This window comes from Achromobacter animicus (genome assembly GCF_902859585.1).
GTDB lineage: Bacteria > Pseudomonadota > Gammaproteobacteria > Burkholderiales > Burkholderiaceae_B > Achromobacter > Achromobacter animicus.
In genome coordinates, this window is record NZ_CADIJM010000001.1 from 68628 (window position 1) to 88601 (window position 19974).

Here is a 19974-nt window from a genome sequence, read left to right on the forward strand (position 1 = left end):
CTTTCAGCCGGCGTTGCGCTTGTCGCCCGCAGTCGCAACCGCCGCACCCTTGGCCTTCACCGCCGCATCCAGGAACGACGTCACGCCTTCCCAGGATTCCTGATCGGCGCGGGCGTTGTCCTTGGGGTTGCCGCCGCTGGTGCTGATCTTGCCCGACACCGGGTGGGCGTACACAAGCTGCGTGGTGGGCACGTAGGGGAACAGGATCGAGTGGCCGCCGTTCTCGTAATCCAGCCACTTGACCGGGTACGGGTGCTGCACCTCGACCAGCTTGTCCTGCACCATCTTCGAATACAGGCTGGACGGCCACGAGCCGTCGTCGGTGCCGGACAGCAGCATGACCGGGCCTTCGATGTCTTCCACGCGGATGCGGGCGCGGGCGACGGCGTCGGGGTCTTGCAGCGCAGTCAGGATGGCCTTTTCGTGGCGATGCGGCGCGGGGCCTTCATCGAATGGGGCCCAGGTGGCGGTGCGGTTGTTTTCCCAGACGTGGGGAATGGGCTTGCCGCCCAGCAGCCACGTCGGGCCTTCGCGGCCGATCTTGGGATCGCAGGCGTTCTGGCCGCTGTGCACGACAGCGCCGGGCACGTAGGCCACGACCGCCGACACTTCCTTGGGGAAGGTGGCGCCCAACAGCAGCACCAGTTCGCCGCCGCGCGACTGGCCGCTGATGGCGACGAAGTCGTGCTTGGGCTGGACCTTCTTGCGCAGCCAGCGCAGTCCGGTCTGGAAGTATTCGAGCGGGGTATTGGAAATGTAGTCCGACAGGCCCGGCGCCTTGAAGTACGCCAGCGCAAAGGCGGCGTACCCGCGCGAGGCGTACAGGGCGGCGCGCGGTTCATTGATGCCGCCGCCGGACCCGTTCAGGATCATGACGGCGGGATGCGATCCCGGCGCGCTGCCGGCGGGCAGGTACAGGGTGCCGACCAGACCTTCCTCGCGGACTTCAACGCGCGTGACGCCGTCGGACGCCAGGCGTTGCGTGAAGCTGGCGCGCGCTTCGGCGCCTTCCACGCGAGCCACCACGTCGGTGACCAACGCGTCGGTCACCGGGTGGTTGAAGTATTCACGGCTCTTGCCGTCGTCGGGGGACTGCGCCCAGATCAGCCCCATCGGGGACAGGCCGGTGTAGTCGCCGGAAACGGGCGCTTCGCGGGTCAGGTCGACCACGCCGTCCTCGCCCGCCGTGTAGGCGGCCTGGGCTTGCCAGACCACGCCGTTGCGGCGGGTGAGGGCGGTGATCTCGACGGTCGCGCCGGGCGCCACGTGTTCGACGCGGATCTGGCGCGGGACGTCGATGAGGGCGTCCGCGGGGGTGATGGTCAGGGTCGGCGCCATGGCTTTACTTGTCCGAAACCTTGGTGACCATCATGGCGGCCGTGCGGTCGCTGGTCATCGGCGTGACCTTCAGGCCCTTCTTGGTGGCCCAGATGTTCTTGTAGTGGAACAGCGGGATGATGCCGACGTCATCGGACACGAGCTTGACGGAGTCGCGCAGGATGGCTTCACGCTTGGCCACGTCGAATTCCGAGGTGGATTGCTCCAGCGCGGCGTCGACCTTGGCGTTCGTGTAGTGGCCCCAGTTGGACGCGCCCAGGCCCTTCTTGGCGTCGACCGTGGCCAGGATGTTGACCAGCGCGTAGCTGGCTTCACCCGTGCCGTTGCCCCACGCCAGCATGCTGACGGCGAATTCGTTCTTGTTGGCGCGGCCCGAGTACACGGCCCACGGCACGACTTCCACTTGCGTCTTCACGCCCACGCGGGTCCAGAACTGCGCCACCGCCTGGGCCGTTTCCGGGCCTTGCGGGTAGCGGTCGTTGGGGACGTGCATGGTCAGCTTGAAGCCATCCGGGAAGCCCGCTTCGGCCAGCAGCTTCTTGGCTTGCGCGACATCGTTCGGGATGTCCTTGATTTCGGGGTTGTAGCCGAAGGTGCCCTTGGGCATCCACTGGTTGGCTTCGGTGGCGGCGCCTTGCAGGATGCGGTCGGCGATGGCCTTGCGATTGATGGCCAGGTTCAGCGCCTGGCGCACGCGCACGTCCAGGAGCGGGTTCTTGTCCAGCGGCTTGCCGTTGTTGTCGGTGATGTACTGGTTGGGCGCGGGGTTGAAGCTGGGTTGCAGCAGCATGACGCGCAGGCCGTCGTACGGGTAGACCGAGATGTTCGAGGCCTTTTGCAGCTTGGCCAGGTCGGACACCGAGACCTTGTCGATCACGTCCACGTCGCCGGCCAAGAGAGCGGCGGTGCGGGCGGCGGCGTTGTTGATGTAGCGGTAGTTGACCTTTTCCCAGATCTGCTTGTCGCCCCAGTAGGCGTCGTTGCGTTCCATCAGGACGCGGTCGCCGGGGGTGTACGAGACGAACTTGTAGGGGCCGGTGCCGACCATGGCCTTGCCCGAGTTGTAGTCTTCGGTCGACGACTTTTCGCCGACGTGCTTGCTGACGACGTGGATGGACGCCAGGTTCAGGGGCAGGTCGGGGTTCGGGGCCTTGGTCTTGACGATGAGCGTCAGCGGGTCCTTGGCGGTCATCGTGTCGATGGTGCGCAGGTAGCCGGCGTAGGTGGCGACGCTGCCGGGCACGCCGCGCGCGCGGGTGTAGGAGTAGATCAGGTCGTCGGCGGTGAACGGCGTGCCGTCCTGCCACTTGACGCCTTCACGCAGCTTGAATTCCCAGGTGGTGTTGTCCAGCGGCTTCCAGCTCACGGCCAGACCCGGCTGCAGCTTGTTCCACTTGTTCTCGATCAGGAGGTCCCAGAAGTGCAGGGCCACCGAGCGGTCGCCGGCGTGGTTGTTCAACTGCGGGTCCAGCGACGACAGCGGGTCGGCAAAACCGATCGACAGGTTGTCGGCGGAGGCCGCAGCCGAGGCGCCCAGGATGGCGGCGGTGAGGGTCGAGAGAATCAGGCGTTTCATTGTCCGGGATCCTTGGTAGAGGGGGAACGGAGTGGGTCCATTGACCGCGGCGGTCGTGCCGCAGTCATTGATCGTCAGGCCATGTCGTTCAGGTGACAGGCGCTCAGGTGGTTGATGGCGATTCCCTTCAATGTGGGAACCTCGGTCTTGCAGCGCGGCATCGCGTGCGGACATCGCGGATGGAAATGGCAGCCGGTAGGCGGGTTGAGCGGGCTGGGGATCTCGCCCTTGATCGCGGTAAAGGTCTTGTGGCGCGACTTCAGGGTGGGAATCTCGGCCAGCAGCGCCTGGGTGTACGGGTGGTTGGGACGCTGGAAGACTTCTTCCACCGTCGCCGTTTCCACGACGCGGCCCAGGTACATGATGACGACGCGGTCGGACAGGTGTTCGACCACGCCCAGGTCGTGGCTGATGAAGAGATACGTCAGGTTCAGCTCTTCGCGCAGGTCCATGAACAGGTTCAGGATCTGCGCCTGGATCGACACATCCAGCGCGGCCACGGCCTCGTCGCATACCAGCATGGACGGCTGCACGGCCAGCGCGCGGGCAATGCCGATGCGTTGGCGCTGGCCGCCGCTGAACTGGTGCGGATAGCGCTGGCGCAGGGCGGGGTCCAGGCCCGCGCGCTCGAGTTGCGCGCTGACGTAGTCATCGAAGTCGCCGTTGCCGACCAGACCATGAATGCGCGCCGCTTCGCCGACGATCTCGTCCACGCGCAGGCGCGGGTTGAGGCTGGCATAGGGGTCCTGGAAGATCATCTGCACCTTCAGGCGCGCGGCGTGGGCTTCGGCCGCGTTCATGTCGGCCGGGCGCACGCCGTTGATGCGGACCTCGCCGCCGGACGGCGTGAGCAGGCCGGCCGCGATGCGGCCCAGCGTGGACTTGCCGCAGCCGGATTCGCCGACCAGACCGACGACTTCGCCGGGGTTCACGATGAGATCGACATGGTCCACGGCACGCGTGATGGCGGGCGGCTTGGACAGGCCCAGCGATTGCATCGCGCGGCCGGCGGCGCCGATCTTGCGTTCGCCGAAGCGCTTGCTGACCTGGCGCAGGTCGATCAGCGGGGTGGGGGCGTTGGCGTTTGCGCTCATGCCGCCACCTCGCGGTGGATCTGGATGGAAGGATGGAAGCAGCGCACGTCGTGGTCGGGTAAGGCTTGGGTGATGCCGGGTTGCTGGCCGCAGGCGGCGGTGGCGCGCGCGCAGCGCGCCGCGAACGCACAGCCGGCCGGCAGGTGCAGCAGGTTCGGCGTCATGCCGGGAATCTGGCGCAGGCGCTGCCCGCGCTGGTTGTTGCTGGGCAGGCTGTCGATCAGGCCCACGGTGTACGGGTGCTGCGGACGGTCCAGCACGTCGTCGACCTTGCCGTGTTCGACGATGCGGCCGGCGTACATGACGGCCACGTCGTCGGCCAGGCCGGCCACCACGGAAAGATCGTGCGTGATCCAGATGAGGCTGGTGCCATGCTGCTGCGCGAGCTTCTGCACTTCGGACAGGATCTGCGCCTGGATGGTGACGTCCAGCGCGGTGGTGGGTTCGTCGGCAATGATGAGATCCGGGCGGTGCAGCATGGCAATGGCAATGGCCACGCGCTGGCGCATGCCGCCGGACAGTTGATGCGGGTAGGCCAGCAGGCGTTCCTCGGGGCTGGGAATGCCCATCATGCCCAGCGTGTCGCGCGCCAGGATGCGGGCCTCGGCCTTGCTCATCTTGTTATGGGCGCGCACGGTCTCGATCATCTGCACGTCCACCCGCAGCACGGGGTTCAGCGTCATCATCGGATCCTGGAAGATCATGGCGATGCGGTTGCCCTGCAGCTTGCGCAACTCGCGCGGCGCCAGCTTGGTCAGGTCGCGTCCCTGGAACAGGACCTCGCCGCCGGCGATGCGGCCCGGCGCATCGACCAGACCCATGATGGAGAAGCCCGTCACGGACTTGCCCGAGCCGGATTCGCCGACCAGGCCCAGAATCTTGCCGCGTTCCAGCTTAAAAGAGACGCCATCCACGGCGGGCAGCACGCCCGCGCGGGTATGGAATTGCGTGCGCAGGTTGCGCACTTCAAGCGTGGCCGGCGCGCCTGCCGAGGCGGTGCGGTCGGTCATTTGTGAGTCCTCGGGTTCAGCACGTCGCGCAGGCGGTCGCCCACCAGGTTGATCGCCACGATGGTGATGAGCAGCGCGATGCCGGGGTAGAAGCTGATCCAGTATTCGCCGGACAGCATGTATTGGAAGCCGTTGGAAATCAGCAGGCCCAGCGACGGTTCGGTCACCGGCACGCCGAGGCCCAGGAAGCTCAGCGTGGCTTCCAGCGTGATGGCGCGCGCGATCTGCAGGGTGCCGATCACGATCAGCGGCGGCAGGCAGTTGGGCAGGATGTGCTTCAACATGATCCGCCAGTTGGGAATGTCCAGGCAGCGGGCAGCTTCGACGTATTCGCGGCGGCGTTCGACCAGGGCCTGGCCGCGCGCGGTGCGGGCGTAGTAGGCCCATTCCAGGATCACGAGCGTCAGCACCACGTTGCCCACGCCCTTGCCCAGATAGGCCAGGATCATCATGGCCACCAGGATCGACGGGAACGACAGGATCAGGTCCACGAGACGCATGATGAAGGCGTCGACCTTGCCGCCTGCGTAGGCAGCCAACAGACCCAGCAGCGTGCCGATGACGCCGGCGATCAGCGCCGAGCCTACGCCCACCATCAGGCTGATGCGCAGGCCGTACAGGATGCCGGACAACAGGTCGCGGCCCTGGCCGTCGGTGCCCAGCCAGTAATGAAAGGTCTCCAGGCCGTTCATGGTGCCGGGCGGCAGGCGCGAGTCCAGCACGTCGATCTGCAGCAGGTCATACGGGTTCTGCGGCGATATCCAGGGCGCCAGCACGGCAGCCAGGATCAGCAGCGTGGCCACCACCAGGCCCAGCACCGCCGTCTTGGACGACAGGAACTCGGTCAGGTTGCGGCGCCACGGCGACTCGCGGCGCAGGGCAGGCGCCTGCGCGGTATTGGATACGGAACTCATGCCGTGGCCTCCAGCCGTACCCGGGGGTCCAGCACTTTGTACAGAATGTCGACGATCAGGTTCAGCGTCACGAACAGGCACACCACCACGATCAGGTAGGCCACGATCACGGGGCGGTCCAGCGCGTTCAGGCTGTCCAGGATCAGCTTGCCGGCGCCGGGCCAGGCAAAGATGCTTTCGGTGATGACGGCAAATGCGATGGTCGAACCGAGTTCCAGGCCCAGCACCGTCACCAGCGGAATCATGGTGTTGCGCAGCACGTGCACACAGACCACGCGGAACGGCGACAGGCCCTTGGCGCGCGCGAACTTCACGAAGTCCAGCGGCATCACGTCGCGCACGCCGGCGCGGGTCAGGCGGATCACCAAAGAGATCTTGAAGAGCGACAGGTTGAACGCCGGCAGGATCAGGTGGCGCCAGCCGTCGGCCGTCAGCCACGACCACTGAAAGCCCAGGAACTCCACCGTCTGGCCGCGGCCGCTGGCCGGCAGCCAGCCGAGCGAAACGCTGAACGCCATGATGAGCATCAGCGCCACCCAGAACGTGGGCAGCGAGAAACCGACGATGCTGCCCGCCATGATCATCTTGGACGCGCGGCTGTCGGGGTACAGGCCGGCGAACAGGCCCAGCGGCAGGCCGACGATGACGGCAAACGACAGGGCGGTGATCGCCAGTTCAAGCGTGGCCGGCAGGCGCTGAATCACCAGTTCGATCGCCGGGATGTTGTAGACGAAGCTATTGCCCAGGTTGCCGTGCAGCGCGCCGTTCAGGAAGGCCAGGTACTGCTGCCACAGGGGCTTGTCCAGGCCGAGTTCGGCGATGATGCGCGCGCGGTCCACCTGGTCCACGTCCTGGCCGATCAGGATGTCCACGGGGTTGCCGATGGCGTGCAGCCCCACGAAGACGATCAGCGTCATCAGGAACACGACCACGGCGGCTTGCGCCACGCGGCGTAGCAGCCATGCGGTCATTGCGCGGTCTCCGCCTGCGAAGCGGTCGCCGGCGCAGGGGCTGGGGTCCATTCATCGCCGAACACTTCGGGCTCAGCAAACGCTTCCATGTTGGCGTAGTGCGTGGCCACGTCTTCGCGGTAGAACAGACCCGCGATGCCTTGCGCCAAGCGCTTGGCGCCTTCGCTGATGGCGGGGATGTCGCCCGAGATCGTGCCTTGCGTCAGCGCGGCGGGGTACGAGAAGCAGTGCACGCGATCCAGACCGGGGCAGGCGCCGGGCACTTTTTCCTGCAGTTCGAAGACGGCGCCCAGGTCGGGCGAATCATGCAGTTCCTGGTCTTCCTCGCCGGCGGGCGGCGTGTAGCGGTCGCCCCAGGCGCGCACGTGAGGCGCGAGCGGCGCGAATTCCGGCCGCACGGTCCAGTCGATGCGAAAGCCCGTGGAGAAGATCAGGAAGTCCAGCACGAACACGCCCTTGGGCGTGGTGACGTGGATCTCGTCATCGATCAGCGCCAGGTCCAGCACGCCACAGCCCAGGTTGAAGAAGGCATTGGGGTGGCGCGACACGCGCAGCGTGCTGCCGCGCGGGGGCGGCACTTGCGCGGCGTTGATGTAGTGGCGGATCTTCCACTTCCATTCGTCGGGCAGCGTCAGGTGGCCGTGGGTCAGGCCTGGGTTGCCCGCGCCCTTGCCCTTGTTGATGCGGGGAATGTCGTTGCGGCGGATCAGCAGGTCGACGCTGGCCGCGCCGGCTTCCAGCGCGGTCGCCGCGCTGTCCATGGCGGATGCGCCCGCGCCCACGACGCCGACGCGCTTGCCGGCCAGCGTGTTGTAGTCCATCACGTCGGACGAATGCGCCCAACGGTCGCGCGGCAGTTTCTTTGCAAAGTCAGGCACATAGGCGCCGCCCAGGCCGTCGCGGCCCGTGGCCAGCACGACACGGCGGGCCAGGACGGTGCTGCGCCCGGCGGGCGACTGGACGTCCAGTTCCACCAGCTTGTCGGCGCGCGGCTGCACGGACAGGATGCGGTGTTCGTTGCGCACGTCCAGGTTCAGCACGCGGCGGTACCAGCGCAGGTAGTCCATCCATTGCAGGCGCGGGATCTTGTCCAGCGCTTCCCACGCGTCCAGACCGAATTGCGCTTCGAACCAGGCGCGGAAGGTCAGGGCGGGCAGGCCGAGCGCGGGACCGGTCAGTTGCTTGGGCGAGCGCAGCGTCTCCATGCGGGCCGTCGTGGCCCACGGGCCTTCGAAGCCTTCGGGCGCCTGATCGAAAATCGGCGCGTCGATGCCCAGATGCTTCAACGACGCCGCCGCCGCAAGACCGCCCATGCCGCCGCCGATGATGGCCACGTCCAGCACCTGCTGGCCATCGACCAGCCGGGGCGTCACCCAGTTCTTGGCGGGCAGTTCCAGCCACGACAGGTCTTGCCGAAGGCGCGCCTCCAGCGCGGGCAGGCCTTGCGGCGGGGTGGCAATGGGCAGATTCATGATGCGGGTGTTTCCATAACAGGGGCGTCATCGCCGTAGATCGACTGCAACAGCGCCGAATGCTCGCAGGCGTCGTGCAGCACGAAGCCCGGCAGCAGGGCTGCGGCGGCTTCGGCCAGTGCGTCCGCCATGGCCTGGCAGGCCGGCGTCAGCGTTTGCGACTGCGGGGTGATGACCCCAAAAAAGAAGGGGATGTCCAGGTCGATGGGCCGGATCGCCACGCCCGCCACCGGCGAGCCGTAGGCAGTCACGGGTTCCAGCACCGACACGCCAAGCCCGGCGCGGACGGCGGCCAGGGCATTGACGGACGAATTGGTTTCAATGGTGCCCAGCGCCTGTACGTTGTGCGAGAGGGCCGCGTCCAGACGGCGGCGCAGGCGATAGGGATTGGCCATAGTGATGAGACGGCGGCCGGCAAGGGCCGACACCGGCACCACGGCATGCTGCGCCACAGGATCGTCTTCGGGCAGGGCGACGACGCAGGGGGCCTGGGCAATCCAGTGCACGGTCAGGCCGCGGTGTTCCAGCGGCAGGCTGGTCACGCCTAGTTGCGCGGCGCCCGACAGCACGGCGTGCACTACGCGTTCCGGCGAGGCGCTGCGCAACTGTACGCGTGCGGCGCCAAGGCGGGCTTCGATGCGTTTGAGGGCAGCGGGCACCAGACCGGCGGCGAGTGCGGACGTGGCGGTCACCAGGAGCGGCTGCGCCTGGCCGCGCGCGATCTCATCGGCCCGCCCGCGGATCTGCTGCAGGCTGGTCAGTGCGCGTTCAACGTCGTCATACAGCAGGAACCCCTGTTCGGTCGGCGTCACGCGGGGACCGCTGCGCGCGAACAGGGGATAGCCGATTTCGGCCTCCAGTTCCTGCAGCAACCGGCTGATCGCCGGCTGCGAGCGTCCCAGCAGCCGTCCGGCCGCGGTGACGCTGCCGGTGGACATGACGGCCGCAAAGGCCTCGAGTTGACGGAGTTCCATTGGTCTTGATTTATGCCAAGGACGAATTCTGGCCGCTCGAGTATGCACCCTACAAATACTAAAAAGGCATAAGTAAATTCCCTAGATGCGAATGACCGCACATTTTTAATTACCGCGAGTTATTTCAAGGACTTAGGGTAAGTCCTGAGGGGAGCGGTGTCCGGCGCGCTAAGAGAAGGCGCAGCCGCTGAAGGACGATTCAGCGCCGCACAGGCTCGATTCCAGCCATGGAAATGGGGAAGGCCGGGGAGAAGCGCTAGGACCCGTCGGGTCCGGCTTGTGCGCCCTGAATCGGCGCATGGGAGGCCAGAAGCGCACGGCCTTTTTCCGTCAGCACCAGGACGGCTTCGCCCTTCACGGTGCTTTGCTCCTGCGTCATGTCGATCAGGCCATTCGCCGTGGCGTCTTCCCAGGCCGACAGCCTGGGGCAGTGGGTACGCCACGCTTCCATGGTCTCTGCGTAAGTGCGAGGACGCGCCGCAATCCACAGCAGGAATTGCACGAGGTTGCCCTGTTGTGACGCGCCGGATTCCAATTCTGCTTGCGAAGGGTCAGACATGGGACATCTCCGTTCTGGGCCAGGATGCGCCTTTGACGATACTCCCGCGCCCGTCTGCGCTCCAGCGCTATCTGGGAGCCATCCCCTTGCGCAACCGGTTGGAGGGTTCCAGCAGCGCGTCTTTCATGTCGTCGCGCTCCAGCACGCAGGGTTCGCGGTGCAGGTCGCGTATGAAATCGTCGTAGAGGTCGCCGGTGATGCCGGCCGGGCGCTTGAAGTCGCCGGATAGCTGATAAGCGCGCAGCAAGATCGAACGCAGCCGCTTGACCTCCCAAAGCAGGGTGATCACATCGGGGTTCCAGGGCTGACGCTCGCGGATGCACCGCAGGTCGGCGTGGGAAAGGGGGTTTTTGAACGGCATGGCGGAAAATACTGTTTATTTATCCAGTATAGTCCGCCGGGATGAAAGGCAGGCGTCGGTGTTTACAGCAATGGCGCCCACTTCGTGGGAACGGGTAACGCCGCAATACCGAATGTGAGAATTGTTGAGCCTTTGAAGCCCCGTCGTCCGTACCATTCCGTGAAAGCAAAATGAAAGGGAGTGGAGCGATGCTGTGCGGCCAATGTGCGGCCATCACCGTGGATCAGGCGGGGGCGCCGGGGCATGAAAACCTGATCAGCCTGGGCCATGTCCGGTCGTTGCCCCTGGTGCAACGCGGCGTCACGCACGAGGCATTCACGTGCGGCGAATGCGGCGCCAATTGGGATTATCTGCACGATCGGCGCAACCCGGCATCGGGTTGGGCACTTTGTGATCGCACCATGCCCGCCCCGCAACGGTCCATCGATCCGCCGGCCGTGGAAGCGGCCTGAAAAATGGCCTGCCGGTCAATCCGGCAGGCCGCGCAAACCTCAGTAGTCAGCTGTTGCGCGTTACACCACGCGCGTATGCACCTGGCCTTCGCGGAACCACGAATCCAGATTTGCGCGCATCAGGTCCGCCATCGCGCGGCGCGTTTCGTGGGTGCCGCTGGCAATGTGCGGCAGCATCACCACGTTGTCCATGGCGTTCAGTTCCGGGGGCGTGGCGGGTTCGTGTTCGAACACGTCCAGGCCGGCGCCGGCAATGCGTTTGTTCTGCAGCGCCGCTACCAGCGCGGCTTCGTCGACCACCGTGCCGCGCGCAATATTGATCAGCCAGCCGTCCGGACCCAGGGCGTCCAGTACCTGCGCGTTCACCATGTGGCGCGTCGCGCCGCCGCCCGGCACGGCCAGCACCAGAAAGTCGCATTGCGCGGCGAGCTCGAGGATGTCCGGGCAATAACGGTAGCCCTCGGGCGCGTCGGGACGCTGTTTGCGGTTGGTGTACAGGATCTCCATGTCGAAGGCCTGCGCGCGGCGGGCGATCTGCAGGCCGATGTTGCCCAGGCCGACGATGCCGCAGCGCTTGCCGGTCATGCGCGAACCCAGGCCGAACCCTTCAGTGGGCCAGCGGCCGGCGCGCACGAAGCGGTCGGCTTCGGCGATGCGGCGCGAGACGGCCAGCATCAGGGCCAGCGCGGTATCGGCCACGCAGGCGTCCAGCACGCCCGGCGTGTTGGTGACCACGACGTTGCGCGCCTTGGCCGCCGCGATGTCGATGGTGTCGTACCCCACGCCAAAACTGAAGATGCCTTCCAGGGCGGGCAGGGCGTCGATCAATTCCTTTGTCGCGCCGAAGCGGCCACTGGTGGCGATGCCGCGGATGGCGGCGCCATGTTCGCGCAGCAGCGCCGCCTTGTCCTGGGCCTCCCAGAGGCGATGAACGCGGTAGCGCGATTCCAGGTCGGCCACCAGTTCAGGCAGCAGGGGACCGACCATCAGCAGATCGGCGGCGGAGGCGGGAAGGGATGCAGTCATGGATACGGCTTATGTAGGTAAGAAGGAAAGGCCCGCCGAGGCGGGCCGGGACCGGAATCAGTTGGTCTGGATGTTGCGGGACTTGATTATCTGCCCATAGCGTTCGCGCTCGCTAGCGGCCAGGTCCTGCAGCTCCTTGGGTGTCGATCCGTGGGCGACGGCGCCCTGTGATTCGAGCTTGGCCTTGACCGCGGGATCGGCCGCCACGGCGCGGATCGCCTCGGACAGCTTGTCGATCACGGCCTGCGGCGTGCCGGCTGGCGCCAGCACTGCCGTCCACGAGCCGCTCTGCGCGTTCTTGACGCCGGCTTCGTCGATGGTGGGCACGTCCGGCATCGCGGGCGAGCGAATCGCGCCGGTCACGGCCAGCGCGCGCAGCTTGCCGGCCGTGACGTACGGCATGGTCTCCAGGACCGACGCGAACAACATGTCGACGCGCCCGGCCATCAGATCGGTCATCGCCGGGCCGCCGCCCTTGTAGGGCACGTGCACCAGATCCACGCCGGTGGCTTCCTGGAAGATCTCGCCGGACAGGTGGGGCGCGCCGCCCGTGCCCGAGCTGGCAAAGGTGTGCTTGCCGGGCTGGGACTTGGTCAGCGTCACCAGTTCCGCGACGTTCTTTGCCGGCAGGCTGGCGGGCACCACCAGCACGAACGGCAGGTCCGAAAACAGCGACACGGGCGCAAACGCCTTCACCGGGTCGGAATGCAGCTTGTAGATCCAGGGGTTGATCGCCAGCATGCCCGAGTTCGCGAACAGCAGCGTGTAGCCATCGGGCTGCGAACGGGCCACCAGGTCGGCGGCGATCTGGCCGCCGGCGCCCGGGCGGTTGTCCACCACCACCGACGACGAGAATTTTTCACCCAGGGCCGCGGCCAGCAGGCGCGCCGAGATGTCGGTGCCGCCGCCGGGTGAGAAGGGGACGATCAGATTGATCGGGCGTTCCGGATACCCTGCGGCGCTGGCCGCGTGCGGCAAGGCGGCGGTGGCAGCCAGGGCCAGCGCCGCGGCGAGGAGCCGGACGCGAATCCGGGCGGTGTTCTTTGTCTCCATGGATTTTCTCTTTTATGGCGTTGATGGCGGCGAGGCCGCAAAAATGGTGCTGCGGGTAAGGCTCCTGATGCTTCGCGGGCCGGAATCCAGCCCTGCAGCCGAGTATAGGGATGCCTGTCCATGGATAGCCGTTCGAGCTATAAATAGCATCAATCAATTCAAGGATTGAATCGATGGAATTCCGCCAGCTCGAGTGCTTCATTGCGGTTGCCGAAGAATTGCACTTCGGCCGCGCCGCCGAGCGCCTGTGCATGACGCAACCGCCGCTCTCGCGCCAGATCCAGCTACTGGAGCAGGACCTGGGCGTGACCCTGTTCGAGCGCAACAGCCGGCAGGTGGTGCTCAGCGCCGCCGGCCGGCGCTTTCTGCGCGATGCACGCCATTTGCTTGAGTTTTCGGCGCAGGCCGCCGCCACCGCGCGCCGCACGTCCGGCGGCGAAGCCGGCCACATCAGGTTGGGTTTCACGGCCGTGGCCTCGTATCGCCTGATGCCGTCGCTTATCGTGCAGGCGCGCAAGCTGCTGCCGGGCGTGGAGATCCAGTTGCGCGAAACCGTGACGACCGAGCTGAGCCGCCTGCTGCTGGCCCACGAGCTGGACGCCATCCTGGCGCGCAGCGTGCCGCAACAGGCAGGCATCGAGTCGCGCCTGCTTGAGCGGGAACCGCTGGTGCTGGCGCTGCCCGCCGATTCGCCCTTGTGCGAGCACGCCATCGTGCCGCTGCGGTTGCTGCAGGGGCAGCCATTCGTGCTGTATTCGCCCCGCGAAGGCAAGTATTTCTACGACCGCATCGTGGGCGCTTTCGGCCTGGCGGACGTGCAGCCGCAGTATGTGCAGCGCGCCGGGCAGACGCATACCTTGCTGGCGCTGGTGCGAGCCGGGCTGGGCGTGGGCCTCGTGCCGGATTCCGCCCGCGAGCTGCGGTTTGAAGGTGTCGTGTTCCGGCCGATTGGCCAGCGCGATCTCTACGCGGACATGTACCTTGCCTGGCACGCGCAGCACGATAATCCGGCGCTGGATGCATTTCTGCAGCGCGTGGCCAAGCGAAACAGCCCGGAAACTGTCGGAAGCCCCGGACAGGCGTGAGCCAGACTTCTATCTAGCGGCGCTTGGGGCGATTCGGCGCGGACAACGGCGCGCCGACGTGGCTGGCCAACCAGTGTTCGATCTTGTCGTCCCGGCGGGCGGCCCAATCCTTGCCGATTTCCAGGATAAGCAGGTTGCGCGTGTCGCCATAATCCTGTCCCGGCGCCTTCTGGAACATCTCGCGCCAGATCTCGGAGGCGACCAGGTCCGTCGTCACCAGCACGCCGATTCCCTTCGCGTCGATCCACAAAGGCGCGGCGCGCTCATCCACGTGCGTCTTGATGTTTTCCAGGATTTTCTGCGCGAGGGCGGCGTTGTCTTTGGATGCCGCGATCAGGACCAGATATTGCCGATGGTCGCTGGACGGCTCGTCGGAATCGCCAAACGGATTTTCCATGATGCTTTCCTTTCGGGTGAGTATTGCCCGACAGACTGTAATTCATCGGACAAGTCGGGCGGCGTGATGGACTTGGAAATCCGCCCTAATCACCCCGTCCGGGCCCGCGCGGACGCTTTGGTCCTCCGCCTGCTGCGCGTGGGTCGAGCACGCGCTAAGCACCAGTCTGCACCCGGAACCCGTCTGGTGGCGGCATAACCCCAGGCTGTAATCGCCAGTCCGCTGCCGGTCCCACGCCTTGTCGCCGAGGGCGACGAAGTGCTGCGCGCCGTTAGCGGCCACCGCCACGCATTGGTTCCTGAAGCTGGCGTACACCGCGCAGGTGGCGCGGGGTTCATCTTCCTGGCAAGCGGTGAGCGCGCTGCGGCGGGCCGCGGCGTCGGTGCCATACAGGATCGAGGCGTAGTAACGATAGGTTGAAGAGACGATCAGGGCGCCATACAGGTCGGGCGGAACCGGCTGGGCGACCGCCGCCGCGGAGCAGGCAATTGACACGAGCAATCCCGATGCAAGGCGTGGCGCCATGAGAATCCCCTGGGGTTCACGACGACGGTAGCGGACCGGCGCCTGCCCTGCCAGCGTCAATAAGACCGGCATCCGAAGACCAGCACCGCGTCGAGCAGGCAGATCTATCAAGTTGAAACATCCATAGACCATCCAAGTGGATGGTTTATTATTCGATCCATGCCGCCTCGCACCTCTCAACTCGCATCCACGCCAAAGCCTGCGGACGAAAAAATCACCATCAACCTGGGTTATGTCGACCTGGGCCAGATTGATTTGCTCGTCCAGGAAGGGTTCTACGCCAACCGCACGGACCTCATCCGCACGGCCATCCGCAATCAACTTGCCACCCACGGCGACGCCGTGCGCCAGGCCGTCAGCCGCAAGACGCTGGTGCTGGGCATCCAGCACTACACCGCCCAGGATTTGCTCGCGGTCCAGACCGCGGGCGAAATGCTTCAGATCCGGGTGCTGGGCCTGGCAACCATTGCCTCCGACGTCACACCCGAGCTTGCGCTCGCCACGATCGAATCCCTGACGGTACTGGGGGCGCTACATGCCAGCCCCGCCGTCAAAGCCGCCCTGCGTCAGCGCATCCGCTGACCCTCGCGGCGCAGAAAAAGGTCATTCCATGCACCCTGATTTTCAGCAACTCATGCACCGGGCTACCCAGCTCACCCAATCCGGCGATCTATCGGCAGCAACTGCCGCCATCCAGGCCGCCCTGCGAAACGGCCTGGCTGCCGCGCCGGCTAGGCAAGACGATGCTGACGTCATCGACGTCGAGGCTTGGGAAGTTCCGGATTCCGCCCAAGCTTCCAGCGCGGCGCCGCACGTTTCCGGCGACGCTGCGCAGTCCGTCCCAAAACCTGCCGCCGCGGGCGATACGTTCACGGCGGGGTCATTCCGCAATTCGTCCGGGCAGCGCGCCTACAAGCTGTATGTGCCGCCCAACCCGGATGGCACGCCGCGTCCGCTGGTGGTCATGCTGCACGGATGCACGCAGGACGCAGACGATTTCGCCGCGGGCACCGCCATGAATGCGGCTGCGCGCGAGCAGGGCTTTCATGTGCTGTACCCCGTGCAATCGCGCGACGCCAATCCGCAGAAGTGCTGGAACTGGTTCAAGCACAACCATCAGCAGCCAGGCCGGGGCGAGCCGTCCATCCTTGCGGGCATGACGCGCGAGGTGATCGCCGCCCACAACATTGATCCCACGCGCGTGTATGTCGCGGGACTGTCGGCGGGCGGGGCGATGGCAGCGATTCTGGCGGGCGCTTATCCCGAACTGTATGCGGCGGCAGGTGTGCATTCGGGGTTGGCCGCTGGCGCGGCGACGGACCTGCCTTCGGCGCTGTCCGCCATGAAGGGCGTGGGCCTGAAACCCGCCGCACCGGCCGGCAACGGCGTGCCGGTCATCGTGTTCCATGGCGATCGCGACGCCACCGTCAATCCCGCCAATGCCGGCAACGTGATCGCGGCCAGCGTGGGGCCCAACGCGCGTGTCGAAACCGTTCGCGTGGCGGGCGCGGGCAGCATGCGCGATAGCACGCAGCATGTATACCGCGATGCGGCGGGCAACATCGTCGCCGAACGCTGGGATGTCCACGGCGCCGGCCATGCCTGGGCAGGCGGCTCGGAGCAAGGGTCCTACACGGATCGGACCGGTCCGGATGCGACGGCCGAGATGCTGCGATTCTTCTTCGCGCGCACGTCGCGCGCTCAGTGATTCGCTAACGTTCCAGCGTGGTCAATGGCGGCTTGGATCGCGGCCAATGTAGTATCGGCCGTGATTCCCCTTGCATGTGATCCCTTGCATGCGACCACCCCTCAACGCGCCGCTAGCCGGCGAATGGAGCACCGTGAAAATCGTCAGAATCATCGAAAACATGCGTCAAGGCGACCAGGAACAGACCCGCGCGCATGAATCCCCGACCGAGGGCGACCTGCTCGCCGCCCTGGACAGGCTGGATGGCGCGGTCTTCAGCTCGACCGCCTTCGTGATTGACGACGACACGGTCATGTCGATCGGCGGTGGCGGCGACGGCGCCTATATCGTGTTCATCTCATCCGGCGGCGACACGCGGATCCACACGCTGATCGACCCCGCCAAATCCGAAGACCACGACCAGGACCTGGTGGCGGGCGGACAATCAGGCAGTTATCCGCAGTACCAGTGCGTAGACCGTTCCAAGGCGGCGTCCGCGCTGTTGTACTTTCATGCGCACGGCGCCGCGTCCCCGGATTTGAATTGGGCTAGCGAATAGCCACCGGCTTGCCGTAGAACACCCGCGCGCACAGCAGACCGGCGACTGCGGCGGGCAGGGCGCCCATGAACAGCGGAAATCCCAGCGCTGCCAACGATCTGTCGCGGCTGCCGAACGTCAGCAAAAAGACAAAGGCATACGCCGCGCCAATGAGCCCCATGCGCAGGATGGCCAGCCAGGACGGCGCGACGGGCTTGAGCGCGCCCGCCGTCAACCCGCAAAAGAGCGCCGGCACACCGCCAAACAGATACGCCCACGGCAGCCCATAGAGACCGAACAGGAGCAGTTCCGGATCCTGGGCGCCGATCGACATGGTCACAGCGATGAGCACGATGGCGACGGCCGGTCCCATGAATGCGAAGATCGCGGCGCCCGACAGCATGTCGCGCGACATGGCGCGGCCGGAGTCCTCGGGTCTGCGCTGCATGCGGCGGTAGACGGCAGCGGCCAGCGTAGACGCGAGAAGCAGGGCGCCAAAGAAATAGATCATCAGGTCAGTTCCGGTTGTCAGGGTGTATAGGCTTGCGGGTGGCCGGCCTGCTACTTGCGAACGAGCGTTCCGCAGGCGTGCGCCTGGCCGCCAGCATTGTGCGGGAATTGCGCCGCAACCGCGTCAAGGCATCTTTTTCTTGCCCAGCAACGTCAGCGTCAGGCTGCGGCCGGTGCGCATGAAAGGATAGAGCGCCTTGGACAGGCACGCGTTGCTGAATATGGTGGCGTTCAGGCGATTGAACACATCGCTGCCCGTGCTGAGCAAGGCCAGCCGGTGGATCGCGTCCGCGCCCCAGTAGTCGCGGCCGTCCAGGTGCAACAGCATGCCCTGGTTCAAGTCATAGCCTTGCGCGCGATGGTGCGCGGCCAGGTCGGGATGGTCGCGCATGTTCAGCATGGCGATAGGCCCAGCGGCCTTGCGCAGCCGCATCATCCGCACGTAGTTCGAGCAGAAGGGGCAATCGCCGTCATAGAGAAGGTAGTTTTCGTCGGACTGCATCGTCGGGATCCGTCGGGGTTTGCAGAAACATACCGCAAAAACCCGTTCGGGCGGTCCGCAGGGCGCGTTGCCGACGAGCGCGCTGTCGAAATGCGCGCGGCCGGCAAGCGCGGGAACCGGCGCCTTCAGCCGCCCCGATGTCCGTGATAGCGCGGCGCCGCAACGGCGCGCGTGTTCTCCTTGTGCTGGGAACCGACCAGCGCCTTGCGCCGGGCTTCTTCGTGCTGGTGATCGGACTTTGCGCGCTCTTTGTCCGCATGCGGCGGCGCATGCGTGTCGGGCGCGGCGGCCGGGGCCGCTTGGTGGGGATCGGGGCGGGAAGTCGTGGGCGTCATGGTGCGCACCTGCAAAGGCAACGCGGCATATGCCGCGTTTTCACGTTACGCCCGCGGTCCGCGATTCTCCAGGGTTCAATTGCAACAGCGTGCGCGCGGCTCAGGTCCGCGGCCGCCGAGCCGGCGATTCCCGGTCCTGCGACCGCCATCCCGCGCGCAATTCGGCAATCCGGCGCACCGCGTGTTGCGACATCTTCCACCACCCGAATGGCCGCGGGTCCGCCAGCATGCTCATGGCACGGGCGTAGTCCAGCGTCAGGCCCGGGGTCCAGGCCATCGTGAGGGCACGCTTGCGGATTTGCGCGGCCACCCAGAGCTCGGGCGTCAGCAGCAGCCGGAGCAGCACCCGCCAGCCGGCCTCGCCGCCATGCAGGCGTCCCACGACGCCATCCAGCGCGGCGTCCAGCGCCCGTGACACGGTGCTTGAGCAGTTGCGGTGGGTGAGGTTGTAGGTGGCGTTTTTGCGGTACTCCTGCCAAAACGCCGCCAGCTTGTCCGCATCGTAGTTCCGGATACGCACGCGTACGTTCGACGGGCACCAGGCGTTTGACTCGGTCGCGTAATCGGGTTGATAGACCCCCGGTATGTCGTTGTCGGCCGTGGCGCGAAGCAGCGCGCCGAAGTCGTCGGGCGACCGGTCGATTTCCTCTTTTGGGTACAGGCTGATGTAGATGCCTTCGGGTGACTCCAGCGCCGCGTGTCCCGTTGAGATGACGCCGTTGACGTCGACCGCCGCGATGTAGCGATCCACCAGCGGATAGCTGCGGGTCTGCGCCTTGGCCGAGCCCGATGGCGTCCAGACGTGGACGGTCAGCGCGCGCTCGGAATCGGCAGGCGGGCCGTCCCAGATTTGCGGCTTGGCCTGCTCCGGCGCGGCAGGTGCAAAGCCCATCGACTGCGTGGCGGCGAAGGCGGGGTTCGAGGCCAGATGCCGGACGCGGCGCGCCAGCCACAGCAGCTTTGCGCCCGCAATGCCGAGGAATAGCCCAAGGCAATACGGCACGGTACCCACGTAATTCGTGGGGTACGGCTGGAAGAAAAAGATCGCCAGCAGAATTTCCGCCACGCCGCCGGCAAACGCGTAGCGCCAGCGCTCGTAGCGCACGACGTACGCCGCGATGCACTGCAGCAACCCATCCACCAGGAAGAGCGCGCCGAAGATCATCGACAGGACAAAGTGTCCGTGATGATGTCCCGCCAGAATCAGTCCGCCCGCCGCAAGAACGAACGACCCTTTCGCATAGCGCAGCACGCGCTGGCCCCCGACGCCGCTGGAAGCGATCAGCAGCGTGCCCAGACCTTCGATGATGAAGAGGACAGCAAAGGCGTTGAGCGGAAAGTAGAGGGCATCGTCCAGGGCATCGATGAACACGACGATACCGGCCACGAGGAACACCGCGCCCGCGATGGCCAGCGCGCGCCATCGCTGGCGCAGGTAGGGGACTCCCAACAGAAGCAAGACCAACTGCGGCATGGCGGAAAACCCCGCAAAGTCGATAACGTGTACACGAACATAAGAGCAGCCGGGCGGGCGCGTCAACGCGTGGGATGAATTGGCGGGCGGCCCAAGGCCAGGTTCGCAGTCCGCAAATTGG

23 protein-coding genes are annotated in these 19974 nt (G+C 66.1%); 5 read left to right on the top strand and 18 right to left on the bottom strand.

What is annotated here, in order from left to right; all coding sequences use genetic code 11:
- Positions 1 to 3: 3 nt before the first annotated feature.
- The 10 genes from HV681_RS00310 to HV681_RS00355 form a co-directional block, all read right to left on the bottom strand.
- Entirely contained in the window at positions 4 to 1338 is a 1335-nt protein-coding gene (locus tag HV681_RS00310) for an acyl-CoA thioesterase/bile acid-CoA:amino acid N-acyltransferase family protein (RefSeq protein WP_175121170.1), read from the bottom strand.
- Positions 1339 to 1342: 4 nt separating this feature from the next.
- Positions 1343 to 2914 carry an ABC transporter substrate-binding protein gene (locus HV681_RS00315; protein ID WP_175121171.1) on the bottom strand — a complete coding sequence of 524 codons (1572 nt, stop codon included), beginning with the start codon at positions 2912 to 2914 and terminating at the stop codon, positions 1343 to 1345.
- Between the two features lie 74 nt (positions 2915 to 2988).
- A complete protein-coding gene (locus tag HV681_RS00320; RefSeq protein ID WP_175121172.1) occupies positions 2989 to 4008 on the bottom strand; it encodes an ABC transporter ATP-binding protein in 1020 nt (339 codons plus the stop codon).
- Positions 4005 to 5018 (bottom strand): ABC transporter ATP-binding protein, encoded by a 1014-nt coding sequence (locus HV681_RS00325; protein ID WP_175121173.1) that lies wholly within the window; start codon positions 5016 to 5018, stop codon positions 4005 to 4007. The genes HV681_RS00320 and HV681_RS00325 overlap by 4 nt, the downstream gene beginning before the upstream one ends.
- Positions 5015 to 5932, bottom strand: coding sequence for an ABC transporter permease (locus HV681_RS00330; RefSeq protein ID WP_175121174.1), 918 nt, complete (start codon positions 5930 to 5932; stop codon positions 5015 to 5017). Before HV681_RS00330 ends, HV681_RS00325 begins: the two co-directional genes overlap by 4 nt.
- A complete protein-coding gene (locus HV681_RS00335) occupies positions 5929 to 6903 on the bottom strand; it encodes an ABC transporter permease (RefSeq protein ID WP_056566643.1) in 975 nt (324 codons plus the stop codon). The genes HV681_RS00330 and HV681_RS00335 overlap by 4 nt, the downstream gene beginning before the upstream one ends.
- Positions 6900 to 8375 (bottom strand): flavin-containing monooxygenase, encoded by a 1476-nt coding sequence (locus HV681_RS00340; protein ID WP_175121175.1) that lies wholly within the window; start codon positions 8373 to 8375, stop codon positions 6900 to 6902. Before HV681_RS00340 ends, HV681_RS00335 begins: the two co-directional genes overlap by 4 nt.
- Complete coding sequence (locus HV681_RS00345) at positions 8372 to 9349, bottom strand: LysR family transcriptional regulator (RefSeq protein ID WP_175121176.1); 978 nt, start codon at positions 9347 to 9349, stop codon at positions 8372 to 8374. Before HV681_RS00345 ends, HV681_RS00340 begins: the two co-directional genes overlap by 4 nt.
- 256 nt (positions 9350 to 9605) lie before the next feature.
- Positions 9606 to 9908, bottom strand: coding sequence for a hypothetical protein (locus tag HV681_RS00350; RefSeq protein ID WP_175121177.1), 303 nt, complete (start codon positions 9906 to 9908; stop codon positions 9606 to 9608).
- Between the two features lie 67 nt (positions 9909 to 9975).
- The gene (locus HV681_RS00355; RefSeq protein ID WP_175121178.1) at positions 9976 to 10269 is read right to left on the bottom strand and encodes a hypothetical protein; all 294 of its coding nucleotides are present in this window, start codon (positions 10267 to 10269) and stop codon (positions 9976 to 9978) included.
- A gap of 170 nt (positions 10270 to 10439) precedes the next feature.
- Here HV681_RS00355 and HV681_RS00360 point away from each other — a divergent pair, with 170 nt between their 5' ends.
- Positions 10440 to 10721, top strand: a complete 282-nt coding sequence (locus tag HV681_RS00360; RefSeq protein ID WP_254594126.1) for a hypothetical protein — start codon at positions 10440 to 10442, stop codon at positions 10719 to 10721.
- Positions 10722 to 10781: 60 nt separating this feature from the next.
- Here the strand turns inward: HV681_RS00360 and HV681_RS00365 are convergent, their stop codons facing one another.
- Positions 10782 to 11747, bottom strand: a complete 966-nt coding sequence (locus HV681_RS00365) for a 2-hydroxyacid dehydrogenase (RefSeq protein ID WP_175121179.1) — start codon at positions 11745 to 11747, stop codon at positions 10782 to 10784.
- A 57-nt stretch (positions 11748 to 11804) separates the two neighbouring features.
- Positions 11805 to 12800: a Bug family tripartite tricarboxylate transporter substrate binding protein gene (locus HV681_RS00370; protein ID WP_175121180.1), complete on the bottom strand. Its 996-nt coding sequence runs from the start codon at positions 12798 to 12800 to the stop codon at positions 11805 to 11807.
- 173 nt (positions 12801 to 12973) lie between these two features.
- Here HV681_RS00370 and HV681_RS00375 point away from each other — a divergent pair, with 173 nt between their 5' ends.
- Positions 12974 to 13885 carry a LysR family transcriptional regulator gene (locus tag HV681_RS00375; RefSeq protein WP_175121181.1) on the top strand — a complete coding sequence of 304 codons (912 nt, stop codon included), beginning with the start codon at positions 12974 to 12976 and terminating at the stop codon, positions 13883 to 13885.
- 13 nt (positions 13886 to 13898) lie between these two features.
- Here HV681_RS00375 and HV681_RS00380 read toward each other — a convergent pair whose 3' ends face one another.
- A complete protein-coding gene (locus HV681_RS00380; protein ID WP_175121182.1) occupies positions 13899 to 14282 on the bottom strand; it encodes a hypothetical protein in 384 nt (127 codons plus the stop codon).
- 42 nt (positions 14283 to 14324) lie between these two features.
- On the bottom strand, positions 14325 to 14807 hold the full coding sequence (locus HV681_RS00385) for a DUF4189 domain-containing protein (RefSeq protein ID WP_175121183.1): 483 nt from the start codon (positions 14805 to 14807) through the stop codon (positions 14325 to 14327).
- 159 nt (positions 14808 to 14966) lie between these two features.
- On the opposite strand from HV681_RS00385, the gene HV681_RS00390 reads away from it, so the two are divergent.
- The 3 genes from HV681_RS00390 (at position 14967) to HV681_RS00400 (ending at position 17053) form a co-directional block, all read left to right on the top strand.
- Entirely contained in the window at positions 14967 to 15389 is a 423-nt protein-coding gene (locus HV681_RS00390; RefSeq protein WP_175121184.1) for a CopG family transcriptional regulator, read from the top strand.
- Between the two features lie 28 nt (positions 15390 to 15417).
- Positions 15418 to 16515 (top strand): extracellular catalytic domain type 1 short-chain-length polyhydroxyalkanoate depolymerase, encoded by a 1098-nt coding sequence (locus HV681_RS00395; RefSeq protein ID WP_175121185.1) that lies wholly within the window; start codon positions 15418 to 15420, stop codon positions 16513 to 16515.
- A 133-nt stretch (positions 16516 to 16648) separates the two neighbouring features.
- Positions 16649 to 17053, top strand: a complete 405-nt coding sequence (locus HV681_RS00400) for an Imm1 family immunity protein (protein ID WP_254594840.1) — start codon at positions 16649 to 16651, stop codon at positions 17051 to 17053.
- Here the strand turns inward: HV681_RS00400 and HV681_RS00405 are convergent.
- The 4 genes from HV681_RS00405 to HV681_RS00420 all read right to left on the bottom strand — a co-directional run bounded on the left by HV681_RS00405 (position 17043) and on the right by HV681_RS00420 (position 19853).
- Complete coding sequence (locus HV681_RS00405; protein WP_175121186.1) at positions 17043 to 17543, bottom strand: hypothetical protein; 501 nt, start codon at positions 17541 to 17543, stop codon at positions 17043 to 17045. The genes HV681_RS00400 and HV681_RS00405 overlap by 11 nt on opposite strands.
- Positions 17544 to 17666: 123 nt before the next feature.
- Positions 17667 to 18044, bottom strand: a complete 378-nt coding sequence (locus HV681_RS00410; RefSeq protein WP_056562054.1) for a DCC1-like thiol-disulfide oxidoreductase family protein — start codon at positions 18042 to 18044, stop codon at positions 17667 to 17669.
- Between the two features lie 125 nt (positions 18045 to 18169).
- Positions 18170 to 18379, bottom strand: a complete 210-nt coding sequence (locus HV681_RS00415) for a hypothetical protein (protein WP_175121187.1) — start codon at positions 18377 to 18379, stop codon at positions 18170 to 18172.
- Positions 18380 to 18479: 100 nt separating this feature from the next.
- A complete protein-coding gene (locus HV681_RS00420) occupies positions 18480 to 19853 on the bottom strand; it encodes an HdeD family acid-resistance protein (protein WP_175121188.1) in 1374 nt (457 codons plus the stop codon).
- Positions 19854 to 19974 lie beyond the last annotated feature (121 nt).

Coding starts and splice junctions, on each gene's coding strand:
- HV681_RS00310 (WP_175121170.1), bottom strand. CDS start 1,338: ATGGCGCCGACCCTGACCATCACCCCCGCGGACGCCCTCATCGACGTC.
- HV681_RS00315 (WP_175121171.1), bottom strand. CDS start 2,914: ATGAAACGCCTGATTCTCTCGACCCTCACCGCCGCCATCCTGGGCGCC.
- HV681_RS00320 (WP_175121172.1), bottom strand. CDS start 4,008: ATGAGCGCAAACGCCAACGCCCCCACCCCGCTGATCGACCTGCGCCAG.
- HV681_RS00325 (WP_175121173.1), bottom strand. CDS start 5,018: ATGACCGACCGCACCGCCTCGGCAGGCGCGCCGGCCACGCTTGAAGTG.
- HV681_RS00330 (WP_175121174.1), bottom strand. CDS start 5,932: ATGAGTTCCGTATCCAATACCGCGCAGGCGCCTGCCCTGCGCCGCGAG.
- HV681_RS00335 (WP_056566643.1), bottom strand. CDS start 6,903: ATGACCGCATGGCTGCTACGCCGCGTGGCGCAAGCCGCCGTGGTCGTG.
- HV681_RS00340 (WP_175121175.1), bottom strand. CDS start 8,375: ATGAATCTGCCCATTGCCACCCCGCCGCAAGGCCTGCCCGCGCTGGAG.
- HV681_RS00345 (WP_175121176.1), bottom strand. CDS start 9,349: ATGGAACTCCGTCAACTCGAGGCCTTTGCGGCCGTCATGTCCACCGGC.
- HV681_RS00350 (WP_175121177.1), bottom strand. CDS start 9,908: ATGTCTGACCCTTCGCAAGCAGAATTGGAATCCGGCGCGTCACAACAG.
- HV681_RS00355 (WP_175121178.1), bottom strand. CDS start 10,269: ATGCCGTTCAAAAACCCCCTTTCCCACGCCGACCTGCGGTGCATCCGC.
- HV681_RS00360 (WP_254594126.1), top strand. CDS start 10,440: ATGAAAGGGAGTGGAGCGATGCTGTGCGGCCAATGTGCGGCCATCACC.
- HV681_RS00365 (WP_175121179.1), bottom strand. CDS start 11,747: ATGACTGCATCCCTTCCCGCCTCCGCCGCCGATCTGCTGATGGTCGGT.
- HV681_RS00370 (WP_175121180.1), bottom strand. CDS start 12,800: ATGGAGACAAAGAACACCGCCCGGATTCGCGTCCGGCTCCTCGCCGCG.
- HV681_RS00375 (WP_175121181.1), top strand. CDS start 12,974: ATGGAATTCCGCCAGCTCGAGTGCTTCATTGCGGTTGCCGAAGAATTG.
- HV681_RS00380 (WP_175121182.1), bottom strand. CDS start 14,282: ATGGAAAATCCGTTTGGCGATTCCGACGAGCCGTCCAGCGACCATCGG.
- HV681_RS00385 (WP_175121183.1), bottom strand. CDS start 14,807: ATGGCGCCACGCCTTGCATCGGGATTGCTCGTGTCAATTGCCTGCTCC.
- HV681_RS00390 (WP_175121184.1), top strand. CDS start 14,967: ATGCCGCCTCGCACCTCTCAACTCGCATCCACGCCAAAGCCTGCGGAC.
- HV681_RS00395 (WP_175121185.1), top strand. CDS start 15,418: ATGCACCCTGATTTTCAGCAACTCATGCACCGGGCTACCCAGCTCACC.
- HV681_RS00405 (WP_175121186.1), bottom strand. CDS start 17,543: ATGATCTATTTCTTTGGCGCCCTGCTTCTCGCGTCTACGCTGGCCGCT.
- HV681_RS00410 (WP_056562054.1), bottom strand. CDS start 18,044: ATGCAGTCCGACGAAAACTACCTTCTCTATGACGGCGATTGCCCCTTC.
- HV681_RS00415 (WP_175121187.1), bottom strand. CDS start 18,379: ATGACGCCCACGACTTCCCGCCCCGATCCCCACCAAGCGGCCCCGGCC.
- HV681_RS00420 (WP_175121188.1), bottom strand. CDS start 19,853: ATGCCGCAGTTGGTCTTGCTTCTGTTGGGAGTCCCCTACCTGCGCCAG.